Raw genomic sequence first — 23,689 nt, 5'->3', positions numbered from 1 at the left:
TTCTGGATAAGAAATTGACGGGGAGCCTGTTCCAGGAGCAAAGTTTTGGTAAACGCTTGGAATAGTGTCGCACCTTCCGTTTTGGTGCTACTGTGCAGTTATTTGACTCAATCAAAAGAAAAATCCACGGGGATTGCTTTTATTGATTCCACGAGTTTGCGTGTGTGTCATAACATCCGTCTCCCTCTTAATCACGGCAGGTGTGATGGAAGCGTTCAAGTTCGGCTTTTTGTTCATCGGTAATGAATATTTTCATGACTGATACCATCTTTTCCTCTAAAGGGTACTCCCGCCAACATAAGGCGGGAGGGGAATTTGGACGGGCTTGAAAAGCCCGGATAACTCTCAGCCACGCTGATTCTGAAGGTATTTTTTCACGACTTCCCGCGGCGCCCCACCGCACGCTCCAGCGAAGTATGAGCGAGACCACAACACAGGCTTGCCGTAAGCTCCGCTCAAGTCCAAAAATTGATTACGCAGACGGCGAGAGGTCACGGCTTTCAGTGAATTGACCCGCACGGACAGTTGCACGGTTGGAGGGAACTCAATCAGCATATGGACGTGATCGAACTCACCGTGACTCTCTTTTAGCTCAGCGCCAAAATCACGGCATACCTCACCGGCATACTGATGGAATGCCGCAGAATGTCACTCACCAGGAATATTTCAATGGCTTTTGCACCTGAGGCAAATGCCAGTTGGTTTCCCCTGAATGTGCCAATATGAATGCCAGGCGTCCAATTTTTGAGATCTTTTTTATAAAACATAAGCGAAGAAAGCAGACCTATTCCACTGGTACCTTTTGATGTCACAAATATATCGGGTTCAATACCATACTGCTCAAAAGCATACCAGGTTCCGGTTCTACCGCATCCGGTTTGAATTTCGTCAATAATGACGGGAATTGAATGTCCTTTTGATACACGAATAATACTGTCTACGAATGATTTTTGTGCAGGATAAACGCCACCTTCACCTTGAACAAGCTCCAGAATTATTGCTGCAATATTACCTAACCCGGAATTAACATCATTTAAAGCGGATTCAAGATATAACCCGACATCAAGGTGATTTGCATTCAACACCCAACTTTCTGAGGATTGAGATTCTGAGCCATAGGGAAAGAAATGGACGCCTGGCATTTTTCCCAGGATATTTTTCTTCATACTTCGGTTTCCGGTGAGAGAAATGGCACCATTAGTACACCCATGATAGCCACCTCTAAAGCTAATAATTTCCTCAGCTCCGGTGGATATTTTTGCCAGCTTAATGGCGGCTTCAATGGCATCCGCGCCTGTTGGTCCACAAAAATGTATTCTGTATTTATTGCGGATATTTTCAGGTAACATGCTTAAATGCGATTCAATAAAAAGCTCTTTGGTTGGTGTCGGAAAATCCAGGCCTAGGCAAAGTTTTGATACTTGCGCATTAACTTCAGCAATTTCGAAGAAAAGTACTTTTCTATTGGGTGATTCTTCCTCCAGTGTTATGGCTAATGAAATATTGGATGGGCCAAACCCTACGCCTATAATATCGTATTCCACCTGGTTCATGTAAAATTCCTTAATGGCTAAATTTTTATTTGTAATAATTTTTTATTTTTTTAAATAAAAGCGGGTATTACTTCTTCACCTATTTCTTGAATAACCTCTTTGGGTGGTCTTTTTCCATACTGGATACCAAGAGCAGCATGATTAACACCAACAGTTCTCCATTCTTCCAGCAATTCAATCAGACCCAGTCGACCGGTTTTCAGTATGAACCCACCATTCATGGGTGTTCTGGGATCAAATAAGGGAATATCTCTGAGCCAAATGGCGGAAAAATTTTGTTGTTCGATTTCACGAACTTGGCTTCTAAAACTAAACAACTGCTTCCTGAAAACTTTAAAAGTTGTTGGCAAGCAATTATGTGGTTGAATTTTCACGCTTCCAGCGTCGGCCCTATATTGGGGCAACGGGTGCACTTTGAATTATTTGCAACTGAAGAAAATCATACCGCTGTACAACGGTATCGCCATTTAACAGAAGAGGCTTTCGCTACACTGAATAAACGGCTTTGTGACCATCCCTTTTTGGCCGGAGATGAATATTCGATTGCTGATATTGCCAATTTTGGCTGGACCCATATAGCCAGAATTATTGATTTTGATTTTAGTCATCATGAATATCTAAGCGCCTGGCATGAACGCATTGCCGTAAGGCCCGCTGTACAGCGAGGGATTATTATTCCGGAGCCTGCAACAGGGCCTTAGTTGGCCGGAGTTATTTGATATAATTTCTAAACATCACTATCTGTTGTTCAATATATTGCTGATGCTTAGCAAAAAACGTCGTAAACCTTCGCCCAATGCGGGTGGAGGTCCATCTTTATAATACCCCGGAAAATTTATTAAAATATTTTATCGAATCACTGTTATTCCATCTAGACTTGTATATATCAAATAAAAAACAAAAAATAATACAAATAGGAAAATTTAAATGGCAGTGACAATTCCGGAGCCTTATCGTATAAAGGTTATTGAACCTATTAAAATGACGACAAAGCCATATCGCCAAAAGGTGCTTGCAGAGGCGGGGTTAAATCCTTTTCTTTTGAAGTCGGACGATGTTTTTATTGATCTTTTGACTGACAGCGGTACAGGAGCAATGAGCGACCAGCAATGGTCAGGAATATTCCAGGGTGATGAATCATATGCAGGCAGCCGAAGTTTTTATCATCTGGATAACGTCGTTAAAGATATATTTAATTATGAATATACCATTCCCGTACACCAAGGGCGTGGTGCGGAACAAATTCTTTTTCCCTGTCTGGCTGAACTGGCGAAACAGAAAGGAGTTAGCCAGCCTATTTTTATTTCTAACCACCATTTTGATACGACAAAAGCTCATGTTGAAATTGCTGGAGGGCAAGCAAAAAACTGCATCTGTAATACAGCCCTTAATACTAATACACCGGATGATTGGAAAGGTAATTTTGATTTGGAACAATTGGCTGATGAAATTAGAAAATCCGGTCAGGAAATTGCGGCTATTATTATTACGATTACGTGTAATAGTGTCGGTGGGCAACCTGTCTCTATGGACAATATACGTTCAGCATCAGCTTTAGCCAGAGAAGCAGGCATTCCGATTGTCATAGATGCAGCGCGTTTTGCCGAAAATGCTTATTTTATAAAACAGAGAGATCCTAATTATCACAATAAAAGTATAAGAGAGATTGTCAGAGATATGTTCAATGAAGCAGACATGTTTACTATGTCTGCCAAGAAAGACGGCATGGTCAATACTGGTGGCTTATGTTGTTTCCGTGATGATGAGAATTTATTTCGCAGTGTCCAATTAAGGTGTGTCCTAATGGAAGGGTTTGTAACTTATGGCGGGTTGGCCGGTCGGGATATGGAAGCGATGGCTATAGGTTTACAGGAGGCGTTAAATGAGAATTATCTTCACAGCCGAATCTCTCAAGTGACATATCTGGGTGAGAAGTTACAAAAAGCCGGTGTACCAATTCAAAATCCTGTTGGGGGGCATGCTGTTTTCGTCGATGCTAAACAAATTCTCCCAGACATTTCACCCGTTAATTTTCCTGCACAAGTTCTTTGTAATGCGCTTTATATTGAGAGTGGTGTCAGGGCCGTTGAAATTGGTTCTTTAATGATGGGGCGAAATCCTGCTACAGATGAGCAAGAGCCTTCTCTGTTTGAATTGATGCGCCTGACTATTCCCCGGCGTACATATACCAATAATCATATGGATTATGTTGCGGAGTCTCTGATTGATGTAGTTAAAAAGGCAGATCAATTAAAACCTCTTGATTTTAAATATGAGCCAAAAATTCTCAGACACTTCACTGCCCGATTCAAAGAAATACCCAGAAAGTAATTGGCCACTGATTTATTTAAAGTTGATTAAGTTTCGGAGGAAATAATAATGTCCAGAACAGGTGAGCAATATATTGAAAGTCTGCGTGATGGAAGAACTGTTTTTCTTAATGGAGAAAAGGTGACTAATCATGTAGATCACCCTGCTTTTCGGAATGTAATCAGGACCGCAGCTTCACTTTATGATTACCAGGCGGAACATGCTGATCAGATGAGATTCGAAACACCTGGCGGCAAGAATGTGGGTTTATATTGGGAACTTCCGGATACCCGGGAGAAATTGATTGCCAGAGGCAATGCTGCGTATGCCTTGGCAACCCGGAGTGGTGGCTGGTTAGGCAGGAGCCCAGATCATGTTGCTTCAGTTATGACCGGTATGATAACTCACCTGGAAGTATTTGAGGAATATTCCAGAGACAGGGCAGAGGCGTTAAAAAACTACTACTTATATGCCCGTGACAAAGATCTTTATCTGGCTTTCACATTAGTTAATCCACAAGGTGATCGATCTAAAACACCGAGTGAGCATACAAAAAATTTATTTCACTCTCTCGGGGTGCTGGAGGAAAAACCCCAGGGAATCATTGTTCGGGGGACGAAGATGTTAGGGACAGCCGCAATTCTTGCAGAAGAAGTTTTTGTTAGTGTATTCAATCCACTCAAAGAATCAGCTGATAATAAATATGCTTTGTCTTTTGCATTGCCTTTGAATACTAAAGGAATAAAAATTCTTTCCAGAAAATCCTATGAAATAGGGAGCAATAAATTTGATTCCCCTTTAGCGCATCAATTTGACGAAAATGATGCAGTCATTTATTTCGACGATGTTCTCGTTCCGTGGGAAAGAGTTTTTGTTTATAAAAATATTGACATGTGTCGTCGTCAATTCGAATCAACTGCCGCCGAAGTTTTAGGGGATGGTCAAAGTCTAGCCCGGTACGCCGTTAAACTGCATTTTTTGGCTGGTTTAGCCCACGCGCTTACTGAAGCCACCGGAGTTAATGAGTTTCCTGCTGTTCGCGAGTCGTTAGCAGAACTTGCTTGCTACGCTACTAATATTGAAGGGCTTTTCCGTGGTTTATTTCATAACCCAGATCGACACAATGGGTATTATATTCCTAATCAATTACAATTATATGCTTGTCAGGTCGTTGCTCAGTCAATTTATCCCAAGGTGATAGAAAACATCAGAAAACTCTCGGGAGGTGGTGTGATTATGTTACCGTCAAGTTATGTTGACTTAGCAAACCCAGAGATCCGTTGTTTAATAGAAAAAACGCAATATTCAACCTTAATGGAACCCATTGAACGAGTAAAATTGTTGAAATTAGTCTGGGATGCTGTTGGCTCTGAATTTGCCTCACGTCATATTCAGTATGAAATGTTCTATTCTGGAGCCCATTTTGTTGCTCTGTCTCGCCTTTATGGGCGATATGATTGGAATTTAGCTAAGAGTATGAGTAAAGAAATTTTGGATTCTATTTCGGTTAATTAAATTTTGCAGTTGATAATCATACTGTTTGACTAAGTTTAATTTAGTGAGTAGTTAAAAAATTTTATCTTTGTTACATTTTCAGAGGCGGAATAGAGTATATTCCGTTTCTTTATCGCAAATGAATAACTTAATATTTTAATGTGCAGGTATTCGCAAGATTATATTAATGCATTGAGTCCTTTTTATTTTCAACCATAAATTGTTTTATTCTGTTAGGGAGTAATTTCTTTGAAATGTTTTCACACATTTATCTCTGCATGGAAAATTAGCACACAATTTATTCTATTGATAATAGTAATTGTTATTATTATTAAATAACAATTTGGTGCATGATTTGTCGCGGAAAAATGGTTGAATGTTTCTAACTGAAAATCAATAAAGAGAAAAGAATGAAAATAAAGATAATGATATGTGCTCTTATGGCTTCTTTTAATGTATTTGCATCTCAGTGTTACCAAATAAAATTCCAGCAAGATCAACAAGAAATAACGGGAAGTTTCGATTCTCAGGGAATGGCTTGTATTGAATTTAAAATTCAGGCTAAACATTATGTGCGCGGATCAGGGCTGGGCATAGAGAAATTGGTGGTTCAGAAGGGGAATCAACAACATATTCGTACGCTTTTTACCGATAATCCGGCGGATGCCCGGCAGTCAATTGGATTTACCGTTCCTCAGGCAGGAAAATACCGGTTGTCGGCCAAGGGGAAGGCTGGCGCGCCGTGGCAACTCACATTGTCATTTCCACGTTATATTCCCTGGGATAATGATTATGGACAGCAACCAGCAAGCCCGCGCCTGAAACAACTCCAGGCTGAAGTCGCAAAAGGGAAAGGAACTCATACCTTCTGGCGGGAAATGGCCCATCACGGTACACCACTGATTGAGGATTATGATGGTAAAAACAAACGGGTAACTTTCTTGTGGCGTGGGGCAAAAGCGAATGTTTTTATTCTTGGCGCACCGAGTAACGATCATGATCCTATGTCGCATCTGGCAGGGACTGATGTTTGGTTTCGCAGCTATATCGTTCCGTCAGATACCTTGACGCAATATAAATTAGCGCCGGATTTGCCGCAGCTGGAAGGCACTGCTGACGAGCAACGTAGAGCGATTCTGGTCACTGCTCAGGCTGATCCGTTGAATAAAAATGTGGTGCCGACGGTGTCGGAAGATGTGTTCAATCATGATTCATTGCTAGCATTAAGGCCAACTCTGTGTGACGTAGAGAGATTCAGGCAATTACCTTTTCATGGTGATGTTAAGGTTCATCAGTTTCAGAGTGGAATTCTGGGCAATAGTCGGGAAATTGCGATATATCAACCGGTTATGCCGATGAAACAGCCTGCCATATTGGTACTGTTTGACGGGAAGATTTACCGTAAACAGTACCATATCGATAGATTTTTTGATTCCCTGATTGAAGAAGGAAAAATTCCACCAATGTATGTGGTGTTTGTCGATAGTCTGGATAACGCACGCCGGGGCCAGGAGTTACCACCCAACCCTGATTTTGCTGAATTTATGGCTAGCGAACTGATGCCGTGGATGGCTGCTCAGGGGATTGAAGCTCCGGCGGAACGTACCATTATTTCAGGCTCCAGCTATGGTGGACTGGCATCTTCATGGGTTGCATTTAACCACCCTGAGTTGTTCGGTAATGTCCTTAGTATGTCGGGTTCATATTGGTGGGCGCCTCAGGGAGAAGAGCCTGAATGGCTGATCCGTCAGTTTGCCAAAGCAGAGAAAAAACCGCTTCGTTTCTATTTACAGGCGGGCTTGTTTGAAGTCAACCGGGGTGAACTGGAAGGTATTTTGCATAATAACCGTCGCATGAAAAAAACGTTATTGCAGAAGGGTTATCCGGTTGAATCCAGTGAAGTCTCCAGTGGTCACAATTATGTCTCATGGTGTGAGACGCTTTATCATGGAACACAGTCGTTGGTAACAAAATGGTAAATTGGATCTATTTTCTTCACATAATTGTCACATAGTTTATTTAGTATCTTTTTGTCTGATGATGATTTTTACTTTAATTGATTTTCTCAAGGAAATCCTATGTCTCAAAAATATACGAAAAGTTTGGTTGCAGCGATGATATCGGCCTTAATTTCAGGTGTCAGTTTGCCTGTATTGGCGGCGGGTGAGCAGGGGGCTAATCAAATTATGGCGGAAGGTCGGGCGGTAAAAGGTAATATTACAGAATTTGGTGGTGCTCGCCGTATGAGTCACAATCAAACTGAAGCATTAAAAGCAGCAATTAATAACAATAAAGCCAAGAATGTTATTTTGTTTATTGGTGATGGTATGGGAGATTCTGAAATTACTATCGCCCGTAACTATGCAGAAGGTGCCGGTGGATTTTTCAAAGGGATTGATGCCTTACCATTCACCGGTCAATATACTCACTATTCTCTTGATAAAAAGACCCAGAAACCCAATTATGTGACTGACTCAGCCGCTTCTGCCACAGCCTGGGCTTCCGGTATAAAAACCTATAATGGCGCGCTGGGTGTTGATGTATTTGGTAAAGATCATCAAACCTTGCTTGAGTTGGCAAAAATGAATGGCAAAGCGACAGGTAATGTAACAACGGCGGCAATTCAGGATGCAACACCGGCGGCACTTTATGCCCATGTGACCGGTCGTAAGTGTTATGGCCCAAAAGAAACAACTGAAAAATGCCCGACTAATGCACTGGAAAATGGTGGACGCGGTTCCATCACCGAGCAACTGTTGGTGGCCCGTGCAGATCTAACATTGGGCGGAGGCGCCAGAATTTTCGCCCAGAAATCGGTTGCCGGCGCTGGAAAGGGTAAAACTCTGGAAGAGCAGGCACGGGAACAGGGTTATCAGTTGGTAAGCGATGTTAACTCTCTGAATGCAATTACGGAAGCAAACCAGAAAAAACCGCTGTTGGGTCTGTTCCATGAAAAAAATATGGATATTGCCTGGGAAGGACCTAAAGCGGTTTACCACGGTAATATTGATAACCCGCCAGTGAGCTGTAAAGTTAACTCCAAACGGAATCCTAATGCGCCAACGTTGGCACAGATGACGCAGAAGGCGATTGATCTACTGAAAGTGAATAAGAATGGCTTTTTCCTGCAAGTGGAGAGCGCTTCTATCGATAAACAGGATCACAAAGCTAACCCTTGTGGACAGATTGGTGAAACAGTCGTATTGGATCAAGCAGTTCAAGTTGGTCTGAAATATGCCCGTGAACATGGTGATACATTGGTTATTGTTACAGCCGATCATGCCCACTCTAGCCAAATTATAGAAGCTGATGTGAAATCTCCGGGATTAACTCAGGCATTAATTACCAAAGATGGTTCAATAATGGCGGTTAGCTACAGTAACTCTGAGGGTAAAGATCAGGAACATACGGGTACTCAACTTAGGGTTGCTGCTTATGGTCCTCAGGCCGCCAATGTTGTTGGTCTGACTGACCAGACAGACCTGCATTTCACCATACGTGATGCGATGGAGTTGAAGTAATTTTTGCCAGATGATGTGTTGAGTGGTAAAAGTTGAGAATAAGTTTTTTAAAATCCTGCCCGTTAGTCAGATTTTCTGATTAGCGGGTAGACCTGTTTACAAGTCTCATAACCCCAAATACCCTACAAATCCGATAAAAAGGTTAACATCATTATGTCAGATATTCGCCTGTATATGCTGCAAACCGGATCCATCAAATGTAAGGTTCACAATATTAAGATGAATCAGGGGAATGGCGCCGATTATGAAATTCCAGTTCCGTTTTTTTTACTCACTCATCCTAAAGGTCATACGCTGATTGACGGCGGTAATGCGGTTGAAATTGCAACTAACCCTGAAGGCTATTGGGGAGCTATCACAAAAACCTACCAGCCGGTAATGCGTGAAGATGAAGGCTGTGTAGCACAAGTGAAAAAGTTGGGTATCGATCCCGCAGATATCCGCTATGTGGTGCAATCCCATCTTCATCTCGATCACACTGGTGCAATAGGACGTTTCCCTAATGCGACGCATATCGTACAGCGACGTGAATATGAATATGCCTACACGCCGGATTGGTTTGCTGTCGGTGGTTACATTCGTAAGGATTTTGATCGTCCGGGATTGAAGTGGGAATTTCTGGATGGGGAACGCAATGATTTGTTCGATATCTACGGAGACGGCATTCTAAAAACGGTATTTACTCCGGGGCATTCACCGGGACACCAATCACTGCTGGTCACTCTGCCGAACAGTGGCAGCCTGTTGTTAACGATTGATGCTGCTTACACTCTCGATCATTGGGAAGAACGTGCATTGCCAGGGTTCCTCACCTCTACCATTGAAACCGTACATTCAGTACAAAAGTTACGGCATTTAGCCGAGCGTACGAATGCGATTGTGGTAACGGGGCATGATCCGGATGCCTGGCCAACATTTTGTAAAGCGCCGGAGTATTACGATTAAAAAAATATTATATAAAATTAGAAATTATTTCTATTGCTAAATCAATCATAAAAATAGATTCAATTAATTGAATCTATTTTTCATTCTTATACTTCTATTTGATTATATTAATAATCTGAACATCCAAATAAATAGAGGTAAAATGGTAACGCTAGTATTAATATGATGTCATATATTCTTTTATTTATTAATAAGAGTATGTGGCTAATATTGCAATAGATAAATAAAAATAAGATATATCACCTTGATTAAAATAATATTTAATTGATTTGCAGAGTAATGCAGTAAGTAGATAAATCAACAATAGGCCACATTAATTAAAGGATTATTCTGGAGAATGAGAAATAAAATTACCTCACTAAGCTAAATAGGATTTCATAATACCGATACAGTTAGTCTATTTGATTAATATCCGAACAGTGCAAATTTGATGCTTGATAGACCGTACTAACTCATCATATACAGGATCTTAAGAATTAAGCCTTTCAAAGCAGGCATCTAATATCTTGTTTTTACACGATTTTCTCTGTGGTGTTTTGAACGCGTTTTGGCATAAATATATTTGCGCCTTTTCCAGCCAAAAACACGTTTCCGACCATGCCCTTTGGAGCAGGTTTTCTATTATTGGCCTAAGCCAGATCTCTGTATTTTGGGCTGCTTTAAGCAATGAGACCTCAGGGAATAATCGTCTTGCCAGCAAGCGCCTGAGCAACAAAGCCAGTAAGCTGAACCAGATAAGCCCCGTGGCTAACGTTTCTTTCCGTGTGGTAAACCCCCGCCAATTGGTATGCGATTTGAGTTCTTTGAACAACAGTTCTATTTGCCAGCGGCAACGATAAATATCCATGATGTCACTGGCTGTAAACTCTTCCACGGGCAAATTAGTCAGCCACACGCAGAAGCGTTTTTCTTCGGCAAACCAGCGACGAATAAGGCGAAACTCATAGCCATTACGCCGACAAATCAGATCCAGCACCTCTGAACGGTTAGTTCTACGGGTGATAGATTTTAAGGGTTTATCAGACAATTTGGGTAATAATTTTCCCTGACCGTTGCGTGCTGTCATGATCTGAGAATTGAGTGATTTGCTTCCCCTGACAACGAATGAACCGCCTGAATGTGATACGCGCTCAAAATAATCAAAATCGAGATAACCCGCATCTGCCAGTAATAATTGGCCGCGCAGCGTCGCCGGTACAGGCAGGTAAGCCCGTTCTGACACTGTATCGGCGGTCACGGTCATCTTGACCGGAGACTGGGTGAACAGGGACAGCGTCAGATGACATTCCACGGCAGCGGCAGTGGTCTTGAACCGACAAGGGAAAACGTCAGCCAGTGCCGGATGAACTTTGAATGAACTGCCATCCTGTAAAATAACATTTTGAAATTTTGTCAGTTTTTTGGGCACAGCGACCTGCTTTTCTACCCATTGTGCCATGGCAAATCTCACCAATATTTTAACAAATTCGATGAAGGCGGCTTTGCAGAGTTGATTATAAAAAGGGCGATAACTGACCTGTTGTTTTTTATCGGGGCACAGGCCATTAAATTTTTGATGTAATTGGGCAATCGACGTCACGTTACCCGTACTAAGCGCGGCAATAAGGCTGAGGATCAACACGCGAGGCTCAATATTTCTCACGCGCTGAATAAACCCACACTGGAAGGCAATTTTTTGCAAAGAAACGTCACTGAAGAATTGCATTAACTGATGTTTTATAGCGATAATTGTCACAGGCTTCATCCTTGATTTTGATATGAGTTTGGCGACGATTATCAGATCATAAATGAAGCCTTTTTGCTATCTAAAATATACGGTTACTGCTTAAGATCCTGTATATGAGCTTGCTAATACCTTTTTATTTCTAAAGTAAGTACTTAGTAAAGTAAAGAAAGTAAAAAATATCAGTAATATCCAACTTAAGTTATAACTACCTGTAATATCTCTTAATATCCCCACTAATGGTGCAATAACAATCACAGCAACTTGGTTAGCAGTCATAGCCAAACCTAAAGCAAATCCTATTCTATCTTTAGGGGCTGTGTCTGCTATATAAGCTATCCATGGGCCATACCAACCTACTCCAAAGAAACCAAGTAAGATCATTAAGGGGAATAAAAAATAATAACTATCAGTTTTAATAAAAAATAAGATAGCGATACCAATTAAAGAACAAAATAAGCAACATAATACTTGAAAATATCTATTTGTTTTTGTTCTATCACTCCAAGCAGCTAAGACTATTCTTCCTACAACTCCGAAAACAAGAGCTGAAAATAATAAAGTTGCACCTATAGATGGAGAAATTTTTAGCTCTTCATAAAAATAGGAAATTAGATAAATGACTACACTATATTGGATGGCCGTTAAACAAGCCCCAGACAACATAATATTAAACATAGCAGGTTCTTTAACCATCAACATTTTATTTCGGATAGTCGACATGATATTAATGTGCCGTATTTGCTTTGCTTTTGGATCTTTGTCTTTATAAAATATAAAAAAGAGCATAGCCCCAAAAATAGCAATGCATCCACTAGCAAAGAAAGCAAAATGCCAATTAAAATGTATTGCCAAAAATGGTAGGATTAAACTTGCTGAGGCTCCTCCTAGAGGCAATCCTGCTTGCCTAATCCCCATAGCAAAACCTAACTGATTTTTTGGAAACCAATTAGAAACAGATTTGGCTCCACCTGGTTGTGCAGAACTATATCCAATTCCAAGAATAAATAAGAGCATGAGAATCGCATAATAGTTATCAAGAAATATGGTAAAACATAGAGTCATCCCAACTAAGAAAACACCTATACTTACCACGTACTTTTCATTAAACCTATCAAGTAATTCTCCAGCCACTAGTAAGCCAACTAATGGTGCAAATTGAGCAGATGATACTAGCAACCCAATTTGGAACGCAGATAACGACATCTGTTGTTGCAATAGTGGAGCGATAGAACCTATCCCTTGAACAAAAAAACAGGCACATGCCTGCGTTATCGTAGCTATAAGTAAAACTGTCCATTTATAATTTTCAATATTTTGATTTATCACGAATAAACTACCCTATAAGGTCTTTATAAAAAACCACTATATTCATATGGAGAAGTAAAGTTATCAGCCTTACTTTGTTCCGTTAAGAATAAAAATTTCTGAATTCCCTTTTGAGAATTAATTTGACTAATCGCCTGATAAAGAGAGTTGACAGCATCATAGGCAGGATCCACCCATTCCTTAACATTCTTAAAAATATACTTTAATTCATCCTTAATATTAGGAAAGTGAGTACATCCTAAAATCACTACATCTACATTATCAACTTCCACTTTCGTCATTGATCTTAATATTAAACTTTCTATCTCACTGGTTTTTAATGATATTCCTCTTGATTTCATCTCTGAAAAGTTAACCAGCTCTGTTAAACCTAATTTTTTAAATATGAACTTATCATCAGTTAACTTTTCACATATATTATTAACATATTCACTATTAATTGTATTAGGTGTAGCAATCAAAAGAACATTCTTTTTTAAAGATATCTGAAAAGCTTCTAAAATAGGAGGAAGCACTTTAATACAAGGTACTTTTAGCTTTTCTATAAAACTGTTACTCAATAAAGTCGATGCTGTATTACAAGCAATGATTAAGCCAATTGGCTTAAATACTTGTACTGCTTGTTCTAATAGAGCTTCTATTCTTTCTAGTAGTAAAGTTCTATCCTTATTCCCATAAGGATAGAACTTATTATCAGCAATATAAACGACGTCAGTACCTAAAAAAAAATTCTCTATATACTTAGATACGGACAAACCACCAACTCCCGAATCAAAAATCAATATTCTAGGAGCATCAAGGTTTATTTTTTCTACAGAATTGCCATTAGCATTGAAAAATGCTATATTTTTTTTTTCTAAAATAATAGTACTTTCAACTAACATAGAAACCTCTTAAGCAATGATAGCTCGACTTTGAACAGATCCTCGCATTCCTCGAGATTTCTTTAAGTCGGTTGCAAAGACAACTCTTGCTAACCAACGTGCTTTTTCTCCGAAGAAAGGTTCATATGCATCCCTAGCGTGTACACATCTAAAGTTATCAACAAATATGCAATCTGAAGTATTTAAAACAATTGATTTCTTATTTTTATTAAAGAAATTAATTACTTTATTGACCGCATTTATTTCATCTAACGAATTGTTATCTAGGTTCAAAGCAGCAGCATTAATTCTTACATAAGGTTTTTCTTTTGCACCAAATAATATTGCTTGACCTTCTTCATCAATAATATTTGAGGTTGAATGAATTGGATTATGAGAAATATAAAACCTATTCCGAAAAAGCAGATCCTTTTCCTTGTCAGTAAGTTCAATACCATCAATACAAGAAATTGTTGTTGGTGCTTTTTCTTCATTTCGCATACAGACTAGTCCTAAAAATTCTGCCCTTGCTGGGTGAAAAGCATCTTCTACATGAAACCCAAAATCTTTATTTGAACCACTACTTGAATTAGAGACATTCTGTAATTCTTCGAAAGGAATAATATTATTGTATATACTACCATTTCGTTGCGAGGTAAATCCTATACCTTCTCCTAATAAAGATCCGTATAAACCTAATAATATTTTTGCATCATTAATTTTATATCCATCTTCTAATTCTATTAATCTAGTTGGAGTTGGTTGAACACCATTAAGCAAAACAGGGTTATCTTTAACATGAATAGCAGCATATTTCTCATACCGCTTAAAATTATAAAACTCTTCTCTAATACTACGAGGCAATTCCTGTGCAAAAATTGGGGCCTTTTCTAGAAAATCATATTGATGATCTAATTTTTCATCAAAAACAATATGATCTATTAAATCTTTAATCACTTTATTTTCGCTTTGGCTAGGCTTAATGTCCTTAACATATGTCATTTCTTCTACTCTAATAAAATAATTTAATAAAAAAAATCAATTTAATTAAAATAATTTATATTTTATTTACTCTAAAGCAAAACTTTTTTACATTTCTTTACATTTTTACTTTCCTTACAATTTAATTTTATCTATGTTTTTCAAATTGTTATACTTAAATTCTAGAAACCCCACCTTCTTTCCAAACCGAACCAAAATATTTTCTAAAAAAATATATTAAATTTATTTTTTCAAAAAATTATGCATTTCTTATTTAAATATTAACATAATATTATAAAGGAAATTTGTAATCCAAATAGGGCAAGAGCATGAGTGTTTATTTATTAATCAGCGAATTAAAGACAGCTACTAACTAAATAGAGTAGATCACTTGAAGGGAACTCAGCCCGATTTTCGCGATCTGATTAATCGCCAAATCAAAATAAATCCCAAAATGGACTGAGTGATGCCAATCGTCGCACTAATATCCCGAAATGAACGACGTCAGATAAAAAAATTTATCCATAGAACCCGGGAGAAGGACTATGCGCCGCCTCACCGCGCTCTTGATGTGACATGAAGGGAGTACTGTTTCTCACGTCTCTAGGACTCTTCACTGTTCACGTTCCTCTCAATCGCTGGATAAATTGGTTTACATTATCTGGCCTGGAAGGGTTAAAAAGCCTGCTAGCAGGAAGACCCGCTGTCTGGCATTTGTCTCTACTTTTTACTTTATTGCCGTTCTTATTACAGCACTCCCCACAGGATTTTGGCTACCTGCGTTCACGTTGGAGTCTTGAGCTTATTACTGGCATAATCAACGAAGTATTAAACTTATCATTCTCAAAAGTACGTTAAATCGCTACTTTTGCCGGAGGGATATTGTGTGGAAAAGGGCCGCACCTACCCTAAAAAAATCTGACCCGGAGTATGATGAGAAAGTGGCAAAAATCACCATGGCATTGTTCAATGCGTCAGAGAAAAATCCCGTTTTTTACGAAGACGAAGTGGATATTGACCCCAAAATCGGCGCGGACGGGTGCTTTAAGGGGCAGCAAAAACGGGTCATGACACTGGGAAAAATCAAAAACACTTTCTTGCTGGCTGTCTCAATGCACAAAAACGGGTAAAGTCACGTATGTCAGTGGTGTAAGAAAGAATTCTGATTTACTTATCAACCTGTTAAAGGAAATGAATTGTCAATATACCCATGCAGAAAGTATCACGTTAATTTTAGACAACTATGGCATTCATAAAAGCTGGAAAATCAGGGCATTGTTCAAGCAAAATCCTAAATTTAATCTGTTGTTTTTACCTGTTTATTCGCCATGGCTAAACAAGATTGAACGTTTGTGGTAATCGTTGCATGAAACGGTAACACGGAATCATTGTTGTCAGTTTATGTGGCAGTTACTTAGGTGTGTGGAAGCATTTATGAAGTCGTTTTCGTTACAGCAACAACTTGGAATGATAAAAATGGGTGTATCACTATTATGAAAGCTTATTTAGCGGGTTTGAATCTGCCGTGCTAAATTCTGGAATGACGAATACTACCCATTTATTGCAACTAACTTGTACTTCACACTTTTTCATATATGATATTGGTAATCATTATCATTTAGATTGGTGCAAGTTATGATCAGGGTTAAAGATAGAGAAAGATCATTTTTCTGGCAGGGTATCACCAGTTTGTGGGGAATGGGGTTATCCAGTCTGGCCGGAATGCTATTCGTCATCGCCAATCCTGGGGTTGAGCAGCTTAAAATTGGGGTTGTTGTCGCGATGCTGTTGACTTTATTCATGTTGCTGAACCAGAAGTCACGCCATTTTCTGTTAATACCATCGGGGTTTGCTGTGTTATGTGTCTTATTAGCTGGAGCGCACCGGTTTGGCTGTTTTTGATGTTTTGTTGAAGAAAAAATAGGTGCGAAGGAAGATTGCTGCGGAAAATGAACAGATTGGTGCGAAAGGAGGGACTTGAACCCTCACGTCCGTAAGGACACTAACACCTGAAGCTAGCGCGTCTACCAATTCCGCCACCCTCGCAGGCACTGTCATTTCTTGTTGCCGAATTTAATCAGCGGTTGTCTGATTTGGTGCGAAGGGGGGGACTTGAACCCCCACGTCCGTAAGGACACTAACACCTGAAGCTAGCGCGTCTACCAATTCCGCCACCCTCGCAAATTCAGACACTATCAGCTAGTCGCTTGATAGCATGGGGGCGAATTCTAGAGGTTTTGCAGCCTACGTCAATCATTATTTATTACAGCATTGTATGATTGCCGTAAAAATCATCGCTCTTTATGATTTTGTTAAAACAGCCTGTCCATGGGCCAAGGACAGGCTGAATAAATCAGAATCTTTTCGTTGCTTGATAAACTTTAAATTTACCTGTCTGAGCAATGACTTCATGATTGCCAAAAGTTTTATCCAGTAAATCGGGATAAGGCAGGAAAGCGTTGGCGACAATCCGCAGTTTACCTCCGAGTTTAAGGTAGTTAGGCGCTTGGCGGATCAGGTCATCCGCTGCTTGTAAATTGGTTTTCAGCCCGTCATGGAAAGGGGGATTAGAGATAATCCAGTTGAATTTATCTTCAATGTTGGAATAGACGTTGCTGACTACAACACGACCTTCCAGTTTATTAGCTTTTAACGTCGCTTTACTGGAGGCGATAGCCGCTGCATTGACATCACTGAGAGTAAGCGCTAACTCAGGGTTTTTCTTACCCAATACAGCGGCCAAAACACCGGCGCCACTTGCAATATCCAGTAAGTTGCCAGAGAGAGGTTTGTCAAACGTGGAGAGGAGTAAACGGCTACCAATATCCAGTTCATCCTGGCTGAATACGCCTGGTAAAGTATTCACAGTCACGTTTTCCACCTGATAACTGTTCCACCAGTTTTCCTGATCAAACAGTACTTCGTGTTCCAGCTGTCCATAAAACAGGCTGCAACGGCGGGCAGTGTCTATTTTCCGGAAAGTGGCCATACCTTCCATCAATTTGTCTACACTGCGTACTCCGCTACGGTTTTCGCCGACAACGAAAATATCAATACCTTTTGGCAGAACAGAAAACAGGCTGCGTAACTGAAAGCGAGCTTCCTGCTTACTTTTAGGCCAATAGTAGATTAGGGTGTCGCAACTCTGGGTAAATCCCTTTTCTGCTACCAGACCGAACAAGGCATTATCACCCAGAGTACGGATCAGTGATTGCCAGTGATGATACTGGTTAGTATGTACTCGCACACTGGCAGCATCAATTTGGGTTGCCAGTGTGTCCTGGATATCACCGGCGAAGAGCAGGTGATGAGAGCCAAATTGCTCACGGTGACGCAAAATAACTTCACTGGCGGGGGTTAACGCTGACATTTGTCTATAGCTCCTTTATGTTCTTCATGTTCTGTGCCAAGTATCAGGGACGGGTAAATCTAAAGCCCAATATTGGCGCGGATAGTGGCCTCTGATAACATGTTACTGATTATTTTTTACAGCAGGTGAATAAATATGGTAACCCGGCGCGACAGGTTATTAGCTCAATTGGGGATTACCCAATGGGGCTTGCGTAACCCGGCGGTTTTGCAAGGTGAGTTAGCTGTTCACTTACCCGATACCACCCGTCTGCTGATTATTACTAATGACCAAATTGATTTAACTAATTCATTATTAATAGATATTTTCACAGCTATGGGGCTGGATAAATCCTCTGTTTACTGCATTACATCGGATAATATTGCGATGTTACCGGAACAGGTTAAGTGTCCATGTTGGCTGTTGGGGGTGGATATTACACTATCATGGCAGGGAATTTCTTTGAGAAGCCCTACATTAAATGATTTATATTGTGACGGGAAGGCAAAACGTTCCCTTTGGCGGCAGATTTCGCAACATGAACAACATTTCTCTATTAACTCCCGCTGATCTCCCATCCGCTTTTCTGGTTGAAAAAGCCAGTCATGCGTTTCCATGGAGTGAAAAAACATTTTTCAGTAATCAGGGCGAGCGGTATCTGAATTATAAAATAGTGATTAATGAACAGCTTATTGGTTTTGCTGTAACCCAATTGATATTAGATGAAGCAACCCTGTTTAATATTGCGATTCATCCCGACTATCAAGGTCAAGGTTACGGTAAAGCGTTATTGGCGTATTTAATAGCAATTTTGCCTGGGAAGGGGATTAATACTTTATGGCTTGAAGTAAGACAATCGAATTGCTCTGCTATTAGGTTGTATGAACAGTCAGGATTTAATCAAGTTACTGTCCGTAAGAATTACTATCCTGCTGCGACAGGTAAAGAAGATGCCATCATCATGGCGTTGCCGTTATTTGCGTAATAAGTGCGATAAAATTGATTGATTGTTTATAGCACCAATTTCAGCGAAAATGAGCGCCAATTTTTCATTCACCCACGGGTTTGGCAGCTGTTTTCCTTGCGGGGAAGCGTCTAATGTTGAGTACAAGCCCGTTTACAAAGCAGAAGATTGTTATTGATGTCAAATTCCCCTTTTCAGCAGGAAGTCGCTAAACGGCGAACTTTTGCGATCATTTCTCACCCTGACGCAGGGAAAACAACTATTACTGAAAAAGTGTTGCTGTTCGGACAAGCGATTCAGAAAGCCGGTACGGTAAAAGGCCGTGGTTCAAATCAGCACGCCAAATCTGACTGGATGGAAATGGAAAAGCAACGCGGTATCTCCATTACCACGTCTGTGATGCAGTTTCCTTACAGCGATTGTCTGGTTAACCTGCTTGATACGCCGGGACATGAAGACTTCTCCGAAGATACTTACCGTACATTGACGGCTGTTGACTGTTGTTTGATGGTCATTGATGCCGCTAAAGGGGTTGAAGATCGTACACGTAAACTGATGGAAGTGACCCGTCTGCGCGATACTCCAATTCTGACGTTCATGAACAAGCTTGATCGCGATATCCGTGATCCAATAGAACTGATGGATGAAGTAGAAAATGAGTTGAATATCGCTTGTTCCCCAATCACCTGGCCGATTGGCTGTGGTAAATATTTCAAAGGGGTTTATCACCTCTATCTTGATGAAACTTATCTGTATCAGACCGGAAAGGGTCATACTATTCAGGAAGTTCGCACTATCAAGGGGCTGAATAACCCTGAACTGGATGCAGCGATTGGTGAAGATCTGGCTGCACAATTGCGTCAGGAACTGGAGCTGGTTCAGGGGGCTTCCCATGAATTTGATCATCAGGCATTTTTACAAGGTGAACTGACACCGGTATTTTTCGGTACCGCATTGGGTAACTTCGGTGTTAACCATATGCTGGATGGTTTGGTTAAATGGGCGCCTGCGCCGATGCCTCGTCAGACTGATGCGCGCGAAGTCTCCGCTCAAGAAGATAAATTCACCGGATTTATCTTTAAGATCCAGGCCAATATGGACCCTAAACACCGTGACCGCGTGGCTTTCATGCGTGTGGTGTCAGGTAAATATGAAAAAGGCATGAAGCTGCGTCAGGTAAGAACGAAGAAAGATGTGGTGATTTCTGATGCGCTGACATTTATGGCAGGTGATCGCTCTCATGTGGATCATGCCTACCCGGGAGATATTATCGGTCTGCATAACCACGGCACAATCCAGATTGGTGATACCTTTACTCAAGGGGAAGATCTGAAATTTACCGGTATTCCTAACTTTGCTCCGGAATTATTCCGGCGTATCCGCCTGCGCGATCCCCTGAAACAGAAACAGCTGCTGAAAGGATTGGTTCAACTCTCTGAGGAAGGCGCGGTACAGGTATTCCGTCCACTGGCAAATAACGATTTGATTGTGGGAGCGGTAGGTATTCTACAGTTTGATGTGGTTGTTGCCCGTTTGAAAAGTGAATACAACGTTGAAGCCTTATATGAACCGGTAAACGTTTCAACGGCTCGTTGGGTTGAGTGCTATGACGCGAAAAAACTGGAAGAGTTTAAGCGTAAGAATGAACAAAACCTGGCGCTTGATGGGGGTGATAATCTGACTTATATTGCACCCACTATGGTTAACCTGAATCTTACCAGCGAACGTTATCCTGACGTCAATTTCCGCAAGACACGGGAACATTAATATTTTATAAGGCTAACAATAGGTTAGCCTTTTTCTTTACAAAAATATATGTAACACAAGAATAATTTATAATTTTAGTCGGTAAGATTCGTCTTATTTTATAGCTCTTTGCTTAATTTTCCTGTTATTATTTCTTGGTCTTTCGCTGTATTGATGTTTTTATTTTCCAATTTAACTTAGCTATTGGAGGTAATAACCTATTTTTAATTCTAATGCGGATTCTGTTTAGGTTACTTTATACAAAGACAGTTTGCATGGCTTTATAGATTCAGAAATCTAACCGACAAAAGGAAGGTATAAGATGAAGAATGTTAAATTGACTCACACATTGATGGCTGTTGTTTTGGGTACAGCCTTGGTCAGCGGTAGTGTGCTGGCAGAAGAGTCTTTTAAAAATAAAGCGACACAAGCACTCGACAGTGCTGGTCAGAAAATCGATGACTCCATGAAAAGCGTCGATGGTTACATGGATGATAGTGCTATCACAGCGAAGATTAAAAGTGAGTTATTGGCGGAAAAAGGTATCAACAGCACCGGCATCGCGGTAAAAACAGAAAAAGGAGTTGTTTATATTTCTGGTTTTGTGAAAAGCGAGCAGCAATCCAGAAAAGTACTGGATGTTATCTCTAAAGTGAAAGGGGTCAAATCTATTCAAAACGGTCTGACCATAAAAAAATAATATGTTTTTCTAATTTGGTGGTTGTTTTCCATTCAAATAATTTTGTTTTGTACTAATCGGATATGCGCCCTCACCAGGGGTTTTTATCAAAATATTGACTACGTAGCACCATAATATAATGACGGATAATAACTTCTCAAGTTATGCTCTCTATCCGTCATTTATTTTTTTGGGGGACTGTGTGGGGAAACGTATACCGATAACTTTGGGAAATATTGATCTATTATCCCATAAATATAAATCGCATATTAAATCTGGAAAGGTTGCACTTGTTTGTGAGGGTGGGGGGCAGCGCGGCATTTTTACCGCCGGTGTGCTGGATGAATTTATGCGTGTTGAATTTAACCCGTTTGATCTATTGCTTGGTACTTCGGCGGGTGCTCAGAACCTTTCAGCCTATATTTGTGGGCAGCGTGGATATGCCCGGCGGGCTATCAGCCGTTATACGACCAGACCTGATTTCTTTAACCCTCTGCGTTTTGTTCGTGGTGGTCATTTAGTTGATTTAGATTGGTTTTTGCAGACCGTTTCTCAGGAACTTCCCTTGGATATCCCCACCGCTTTACGCAAGTTTGAGGCCGGATGTGAATTTTATATGTGCGCGTGTCGTGCAGATAATTTTGAACCAACCTATTTTCATCCTGATGGGAAGAATTGGCTGGAAGTGATTAAGGCGTCAAGTGCTATTCCTGGGCTTTATCGCAATGGTGTGACGATTGATGATGTCGTTTATTATGATGGTGGTATCAGTGACGCCATTCCGGTGGAAGAGGCGTATCGCCGTGGTGCTGATACGATAGTCGTGATCCGCACTGTTCCTTCGCAGCTCTATTACACGCCTGATTGGATGAAACGGATGGAACGCTGGCTGGGGGATAGCAGCCTGCAAAAGATGGTACGGATGTTACAGCAACATGCGAAAAGCTATTACCGCACACAGAAATTTATTGAAAATCCACCTGATGATGTACAGATCTTTGAAATCTATCCGCCTGCGCCATTAACTGCCAGTGCATTAGGCAGTCGTTTGCCGGCGCTGAATAAGGATTATCATCTTGGGCGTCGTTGCGGTCGCTATTTCCTGGCGACGGTTGGTCATGCATTTGTTGGTGATAAGTTTGGTATGGCGGAGCGTAAAAATTATCGTTTGAGCCGTCATGTCTTGCGCCGGAGTGGGGAAAATAGCGTTTTGGTTAAACCACCAGCTGCATTGGCGGAATCGCCAGAACAGATGAATAACGGATAGTTTTATGTTGATTGATACCCACTGCCATTTTGATTTTCCCCCGTTTCGTGATGACGAACGGCAGAGCCTGCAACGGGCGGCACAGGATGGTGTGGATAAAATTATTGTTCCCGCGGTGAGTGGGAAAAATTTGCAACGGGTATCTGAACTGGCTCGCGTTTATCCGGAGATTTATGCGGCGTTGGGTTTGCATCCTCTTTATATCAATGAACATCAGGAACCGCATCTTGCCGATCTGGCGCAATTACTGAAACAGAAAAATGAAAAGCGGGTGGCTGTCGGAGAGATTGGCCTTGATCTCTATATGGCTGAACCTCAGTTTGAAAAACAAAAAGAGTTGCTGTGTGCTCAATTGCGGCTGGCAAAACAGTGTGAATTACCTGTCATACTTCATTCCAGAAAAAGCCATGATCAACTGGCCGCGATCCTGAGAAGAATCGACCTTCCCCGTACCGGTGTGGTACATGGATTCGCCGGTAGTTTATCTCAGGCAGAAACTTTTATCCGTTTGGGATACTACATCGGGGTAGGGGGAACCATTACTTATGAAAGAGCGCAGAAAACCCGTCGCGCAGTTGCTGAACTTCCTTTAACTTCTCTTGTGCTGGAAACAGACGCACCGGATATGCCACTTTTCGGGTTTCAGGGAGAACCTAACCGACCGGAAAGAGTTGCCGGGGTTTTTGCTTCATTATGTGAGCTTCGCCGTGAATCTCCTGACGAAATCGCCACCCAACTTTATAGTAACAGTGTTGAGTTATTTGGGTTGAATAGTTAAGTGGTATATCATAAAACTTTAACTGCGCTTACCTGATAATCATCTCTTAATTGTTTATTATTTTGCCGTCCTGACGGCTAGATTATCTTATTGCAGATTATTTCCGCAATTTTGTGTGATTTACATCACATTTATCGTTTTTCCATTGCTTTTTTCGGTGGGTATTTGTGATGTAGATAGCTTGTTC

The 23,689-nt window shown here is 40.7% G+C and carries 20 protein-coding genes, 2 tRNA genes and 3 pseudogenes; 15 read left to right on the top strand and 10 right to left on the bottom strand.

The annotated features are described in order from the left end of the window. Positions 1 to 63: 63 nt before the first annotated feature. Positions 64 to 186 (top strand): annotated as a pseudogene (locus tag LGZ99_RS11820) (IS982 family transposase); the annotation flags it as partial. 159 nt (positions 187 to 345) lie between these two features. Here the strand turns inward: LGZ99_RS11820 and tnpA are convergent. The 3 genes and pseudogenes from tnpA to LGZ99_RS11805 all read right to left on the bottom strand — a co-directional run. Beyond that, positions 346 to 648, bottom strand: a pseudogene (gene tnpA / locus LGZ99_RS11815) (IS200/IS605 family transposase); the annotation flags it as partial. Next, positions 588 to 1,553 (bottom strand): aminotransferase class III-fold pyridoxal phosphate-dependent enzyme, encoded by a 966-nt coding sequence (locus LGZ99_RS11810; RefSeq protein ID WP_390894012.1) that lies wholly within the window; start codon positions 1,551 to 1,553, stop codon positions 588 to 590. The pseudogene tnpA and the gene LGZ99_RS11810, both read right to left, overlap by 61 nt. Positions 1,554 to 1,603: 50 nt before the next feature. Then, entirely contained in the window at positions 1,604 to 1,870 is a 267-nt protein-coding gene (locus LGZ99_RS11805; RefSeq protein WP_200875284.1) for a hypothetical protein, read from the bottom strand. 39 nt (positions 1,871 to 1,909) lie between these two features. Between LGZ99_RS11805 and LGZ99_RS11800 the strand changes: the two genes are divergently transcribed. The 6 genes from LGZ99_RS11800 to attM all read left to right on the top strand — a co-directional run bounded on the left by LGZ99_RS11800 (position 1,910) and on the right by attM (position 9,823). Then, positions 1,910 to 2,254: a glutathione binding-like protein gene (locus tag LGZ99_RS11800; protein WP_262979134.1), complete on the top strand. Its 345-nt coding sequence runs from the start codon at positions 1,910 to 1,912 to the stop codon at positions 2,252 to 2,254. 226 nt (positions 2,255 to 2,480) lie between these two features. Then, a complete protein-coding gene (locus tag LGZ99_RS11795; RefSeq protein WP_023043717.1) occupies positions 2,481 to 3,884 on the top strand; it encodes a tryptophanase in 1,404 nt (467 codons plus the stop codon). A gap of 48 nt (positions 3,885 to 3,932) precedes the next feature. After that, positions 3,933 to 5,378, top strand: coding sequence for a 4-hydroxyphenylacetate 3-hydroxylase family protein (locus tag LGZ99_RS11790; protein ID WP_021324663.1), 1,446 nt, complete (start codon positions 3,933 to 3,935; stop codon positions 5,376 to 5,378). A 389-nt stretch (positions 5,379 to 5,767) separates the two neighbouring features. Further along, on the top strand, positions 5,768 to 7,336 hold the full coding sequence (locus tag LGZ99_RS11785; RefSeq protein WP_262979133.1) for an alpha/beta hydrolase-fold protein: 1,569 nt from the start codon (positions 5,768 to 5,770) through the stop codon (positions 7,334 to 7,336). 99 nt (positions 7,337 to 7,435) lie between these two features. Then, positions 7,436 to 8,878 (top strand): alkaline phosphatase, encoded by a 1,443-nt coding sequence (phoA, locus tag LGZ99_RS11780; protein ID WP_036839129.1) that lies wholly within the window; start codon positions 7,436 to 7,438, stop codon positions 8,876 to 8,878. Positions 8,879 to 9,031: 153 nt separating this feature from the next. Next, on the top strand, positions 9,032 to 9,823 hold the full coding sequence (attM, locus tag LGZ99_RS11775; protein ID WP_023043713.1) for an AttM family quorum-quenching N-acyl homoserine lactonase: 792 nt from the start codon (positions 9,032 to 9,034) through the stop codon (positions 9,821 to 9,823). 469 nt (positions 9,824 to 10,292) lie between these two features. Here the strand turns inward: attM and LGZ99_RS11770 are convergent, their stop codons facing one another. The 4 genes from LGZ99_RS11770 to LGZ99_RS11755 form a co-directional block, all read right to left on the bottom strand. After that, entirely contained in the window at positions 10,293 to 11,558 is a 1,266-nt protein-coding gene (locus LGZ99_RS11770) for an IS4 family transposase (RefSeq protein WP_262979132.1), read from the bottom strand. 90 nt (positions 11,559 to 11,648) lie between these two features. Beyond that, entirely contained in the window at positions 11,649 to 12,875 is a 1,227-nt protein-coding gene (locus LGZ99_RS11765; protein ID WP_023046002.1) for an MFS transporter, read from the bottom strand. A gap of 23 nt (positions 12,876 to 12,898) precedes the next feature. Continuing rightward, complete coding sequence (gene murI, locus LGZ99_RS11760) at positions 12,899 to 13,759, bottom strand: glutamate racemase (RefSeq protein ID WP_023046003.1); 861 nt, start codon at positions 13,757 to 13,759, stop codon at positions 12,899 to 12,901. 9 nt (positions 13,760 to 13,768) lie between these two features. Then, a complete protein-coding gene (locus tag LGZ99_RS11755) occupies positions 13,769 to 14,740 on the bottom strand; it encodes a Fe(II)-2OG oxygenase family protein (RefSeq protein WP_023046004.1) in 972 nt (323 codons plus the stop codon). A gap of 445 nt (positions 14,741 to 15,185) precedes the next feature. Between LGZ99_RS11755 and LGZ99_RS11750 the strand changes: the two are divergent. Further along, a pseudogene (locus LGZ99_RS11750) lies at positions 15,186 to 16,216 on the top strand (IS630 family transposase). 138 nt (positions 16,217 to 16,354) lie between these two features. After that, positions 16,355 to 16,621, top strand: coding sequence for a DUF1435 family protein (locus tag LGZ99_RS11745; protein ID WP_021324650.1), 267 nt, complete (start codon positions 16,355 to 16,357; stop codon positions 16,619 to 16,621). A 57-nt stretch (positions 16,622 to 16,678) separates the two neighbouring features. Here the strand turns inward: LGZ99_RS11745 and LGZ99_RS11740 are convergent. The 3 genes from LGZ99_RS11740 to rsmC form a co-directional block, all read right to left on the bottom strand. Continuing rightward, a tRNA-Leu gene (locus tag LGZ99_RS11740) sits at positions 16,679 to 16,765 on the bottom strand. Positions 16,766 to 16,813: 48 nt separating this feature from the next. Beyond that, positions 16,814 to 16,900: transfer RNA gene (locus tag LGZ99_RS11735), tRNA-Leu, on the bottom strand. A gap of 172 nt (positions 16,901 to 17,072) precedes the next feature. Beyond that, entirely contained in the window at positions 17,073 to 18,089 is a 1,017-nt protein-coding gene (gene rsmC / locus LGZ99_RS11730) for a 16S rRNA (guanine(1207)-N(2))-methyltransferase RsmC (protein WP_021324649.1), read from the bottom strand. Positions 18,090 to 18,224: 135 nt separating this feature from the next. On the opposite strand from rsmC, the gene LGZ99_RS11725 reads away from it, so the two are divergent. The 6 genes from LGZ99_RS11725 (at position 18,225) to LGZ99_RS11700 (ending at position 23,502) form a co-directional block, all read left to right on the top strand. Next, positions 18,225 to 18,638 carry a DNA polymerase III subunit psi gene (locus tag LGZ99_RS11725; protein WP_021324648.1) on the top strand — a complete coding sequence of 138 codons (414 nt, stop codon included), beginning with the start codon at positions 18,225 to 18,227 and terminating at the stop codon, positions 18,636 to 18,638. After that, a complete protein-coding gene (gene rimI / locus LGZ99_RS11720) occupies positions 18,607 to 19,053 on the top strand; it encodes a ribosomal protein S18-alanine N-acetyltransferase (RefSeq protein WP_021324647.1) in 447 nt (148 codons plus the stop codon). The genes LGZ99_RS11725 and rimI overlap by 32 nt, the downstream gene beginning before the upstream one ends. A gap of 156 nt (positions 19,054 to 19,209) precedes the next feature. After that, a complete protein-coding gene (prfC, locus tag LGZ99_RS11715; protein ID WP_262979131.1) occupies positions 19,210 to 20,799 on the top strand; it encodes a peptide chain release factor 3 in 1,590 nt (529 codons plus the stop codon). 301 nt (positions 20,800 to 21,100) lie between these two features. Next, the gene (locus tag LGZ99_RS11710; RefSeq protein WP_036841152.1) at positions 21,101 to 21,478 is read left to right on the top strand and encodes a BON domain-containing protein; all 378 of its coding nucleotides are present in this window, start codon (positions 21,101 to 21,103) and stop codon (positions 21,476 to 21,478) included. A 181-nt stretch (positions 21,479 to 21,659) separates the two neighbouring features. After that, complete coding sequence (locus LGZ99_RS11705) at positions 21,660 to 22,724, top strand: patatin-like phospholipase family protein (RefSeq protein WP_023046011.1); 1,065 nt, start codon at positions 21,660 to 21,662, stop codon at positions 22,722 to 22,724. Between the two features lie 4 nt (positions 22,725 to 22,728). After that, the gene (locus tag LGZ99_RS11700; RefSeq protein ID WP_036841154.1) at positions 22,729 to 23,502 is read left to right on the top strand and encodes a TatD family hydrolase; all 774 of its coding nucleotides are present in this window, start codon (positions 22,729 to 22,731) and stop codon (positions 23,500 to 23,502) included. Positions 23,503 to 23,689: the final 187 nt, after the last annotated feature.

This window comes from Photorhabdus temperata, assembly GCF_025384845.1.
Lineage (GTDB): Bacteria > Pseudomonadota > Gammaproteobacteria > Enterobacterales > Enterobacteriaceae > Photorhabdus > Photorhabdus temperata.
This window is presented reverse-complemented; position numbering and strand designations above follow the sequence as displayed.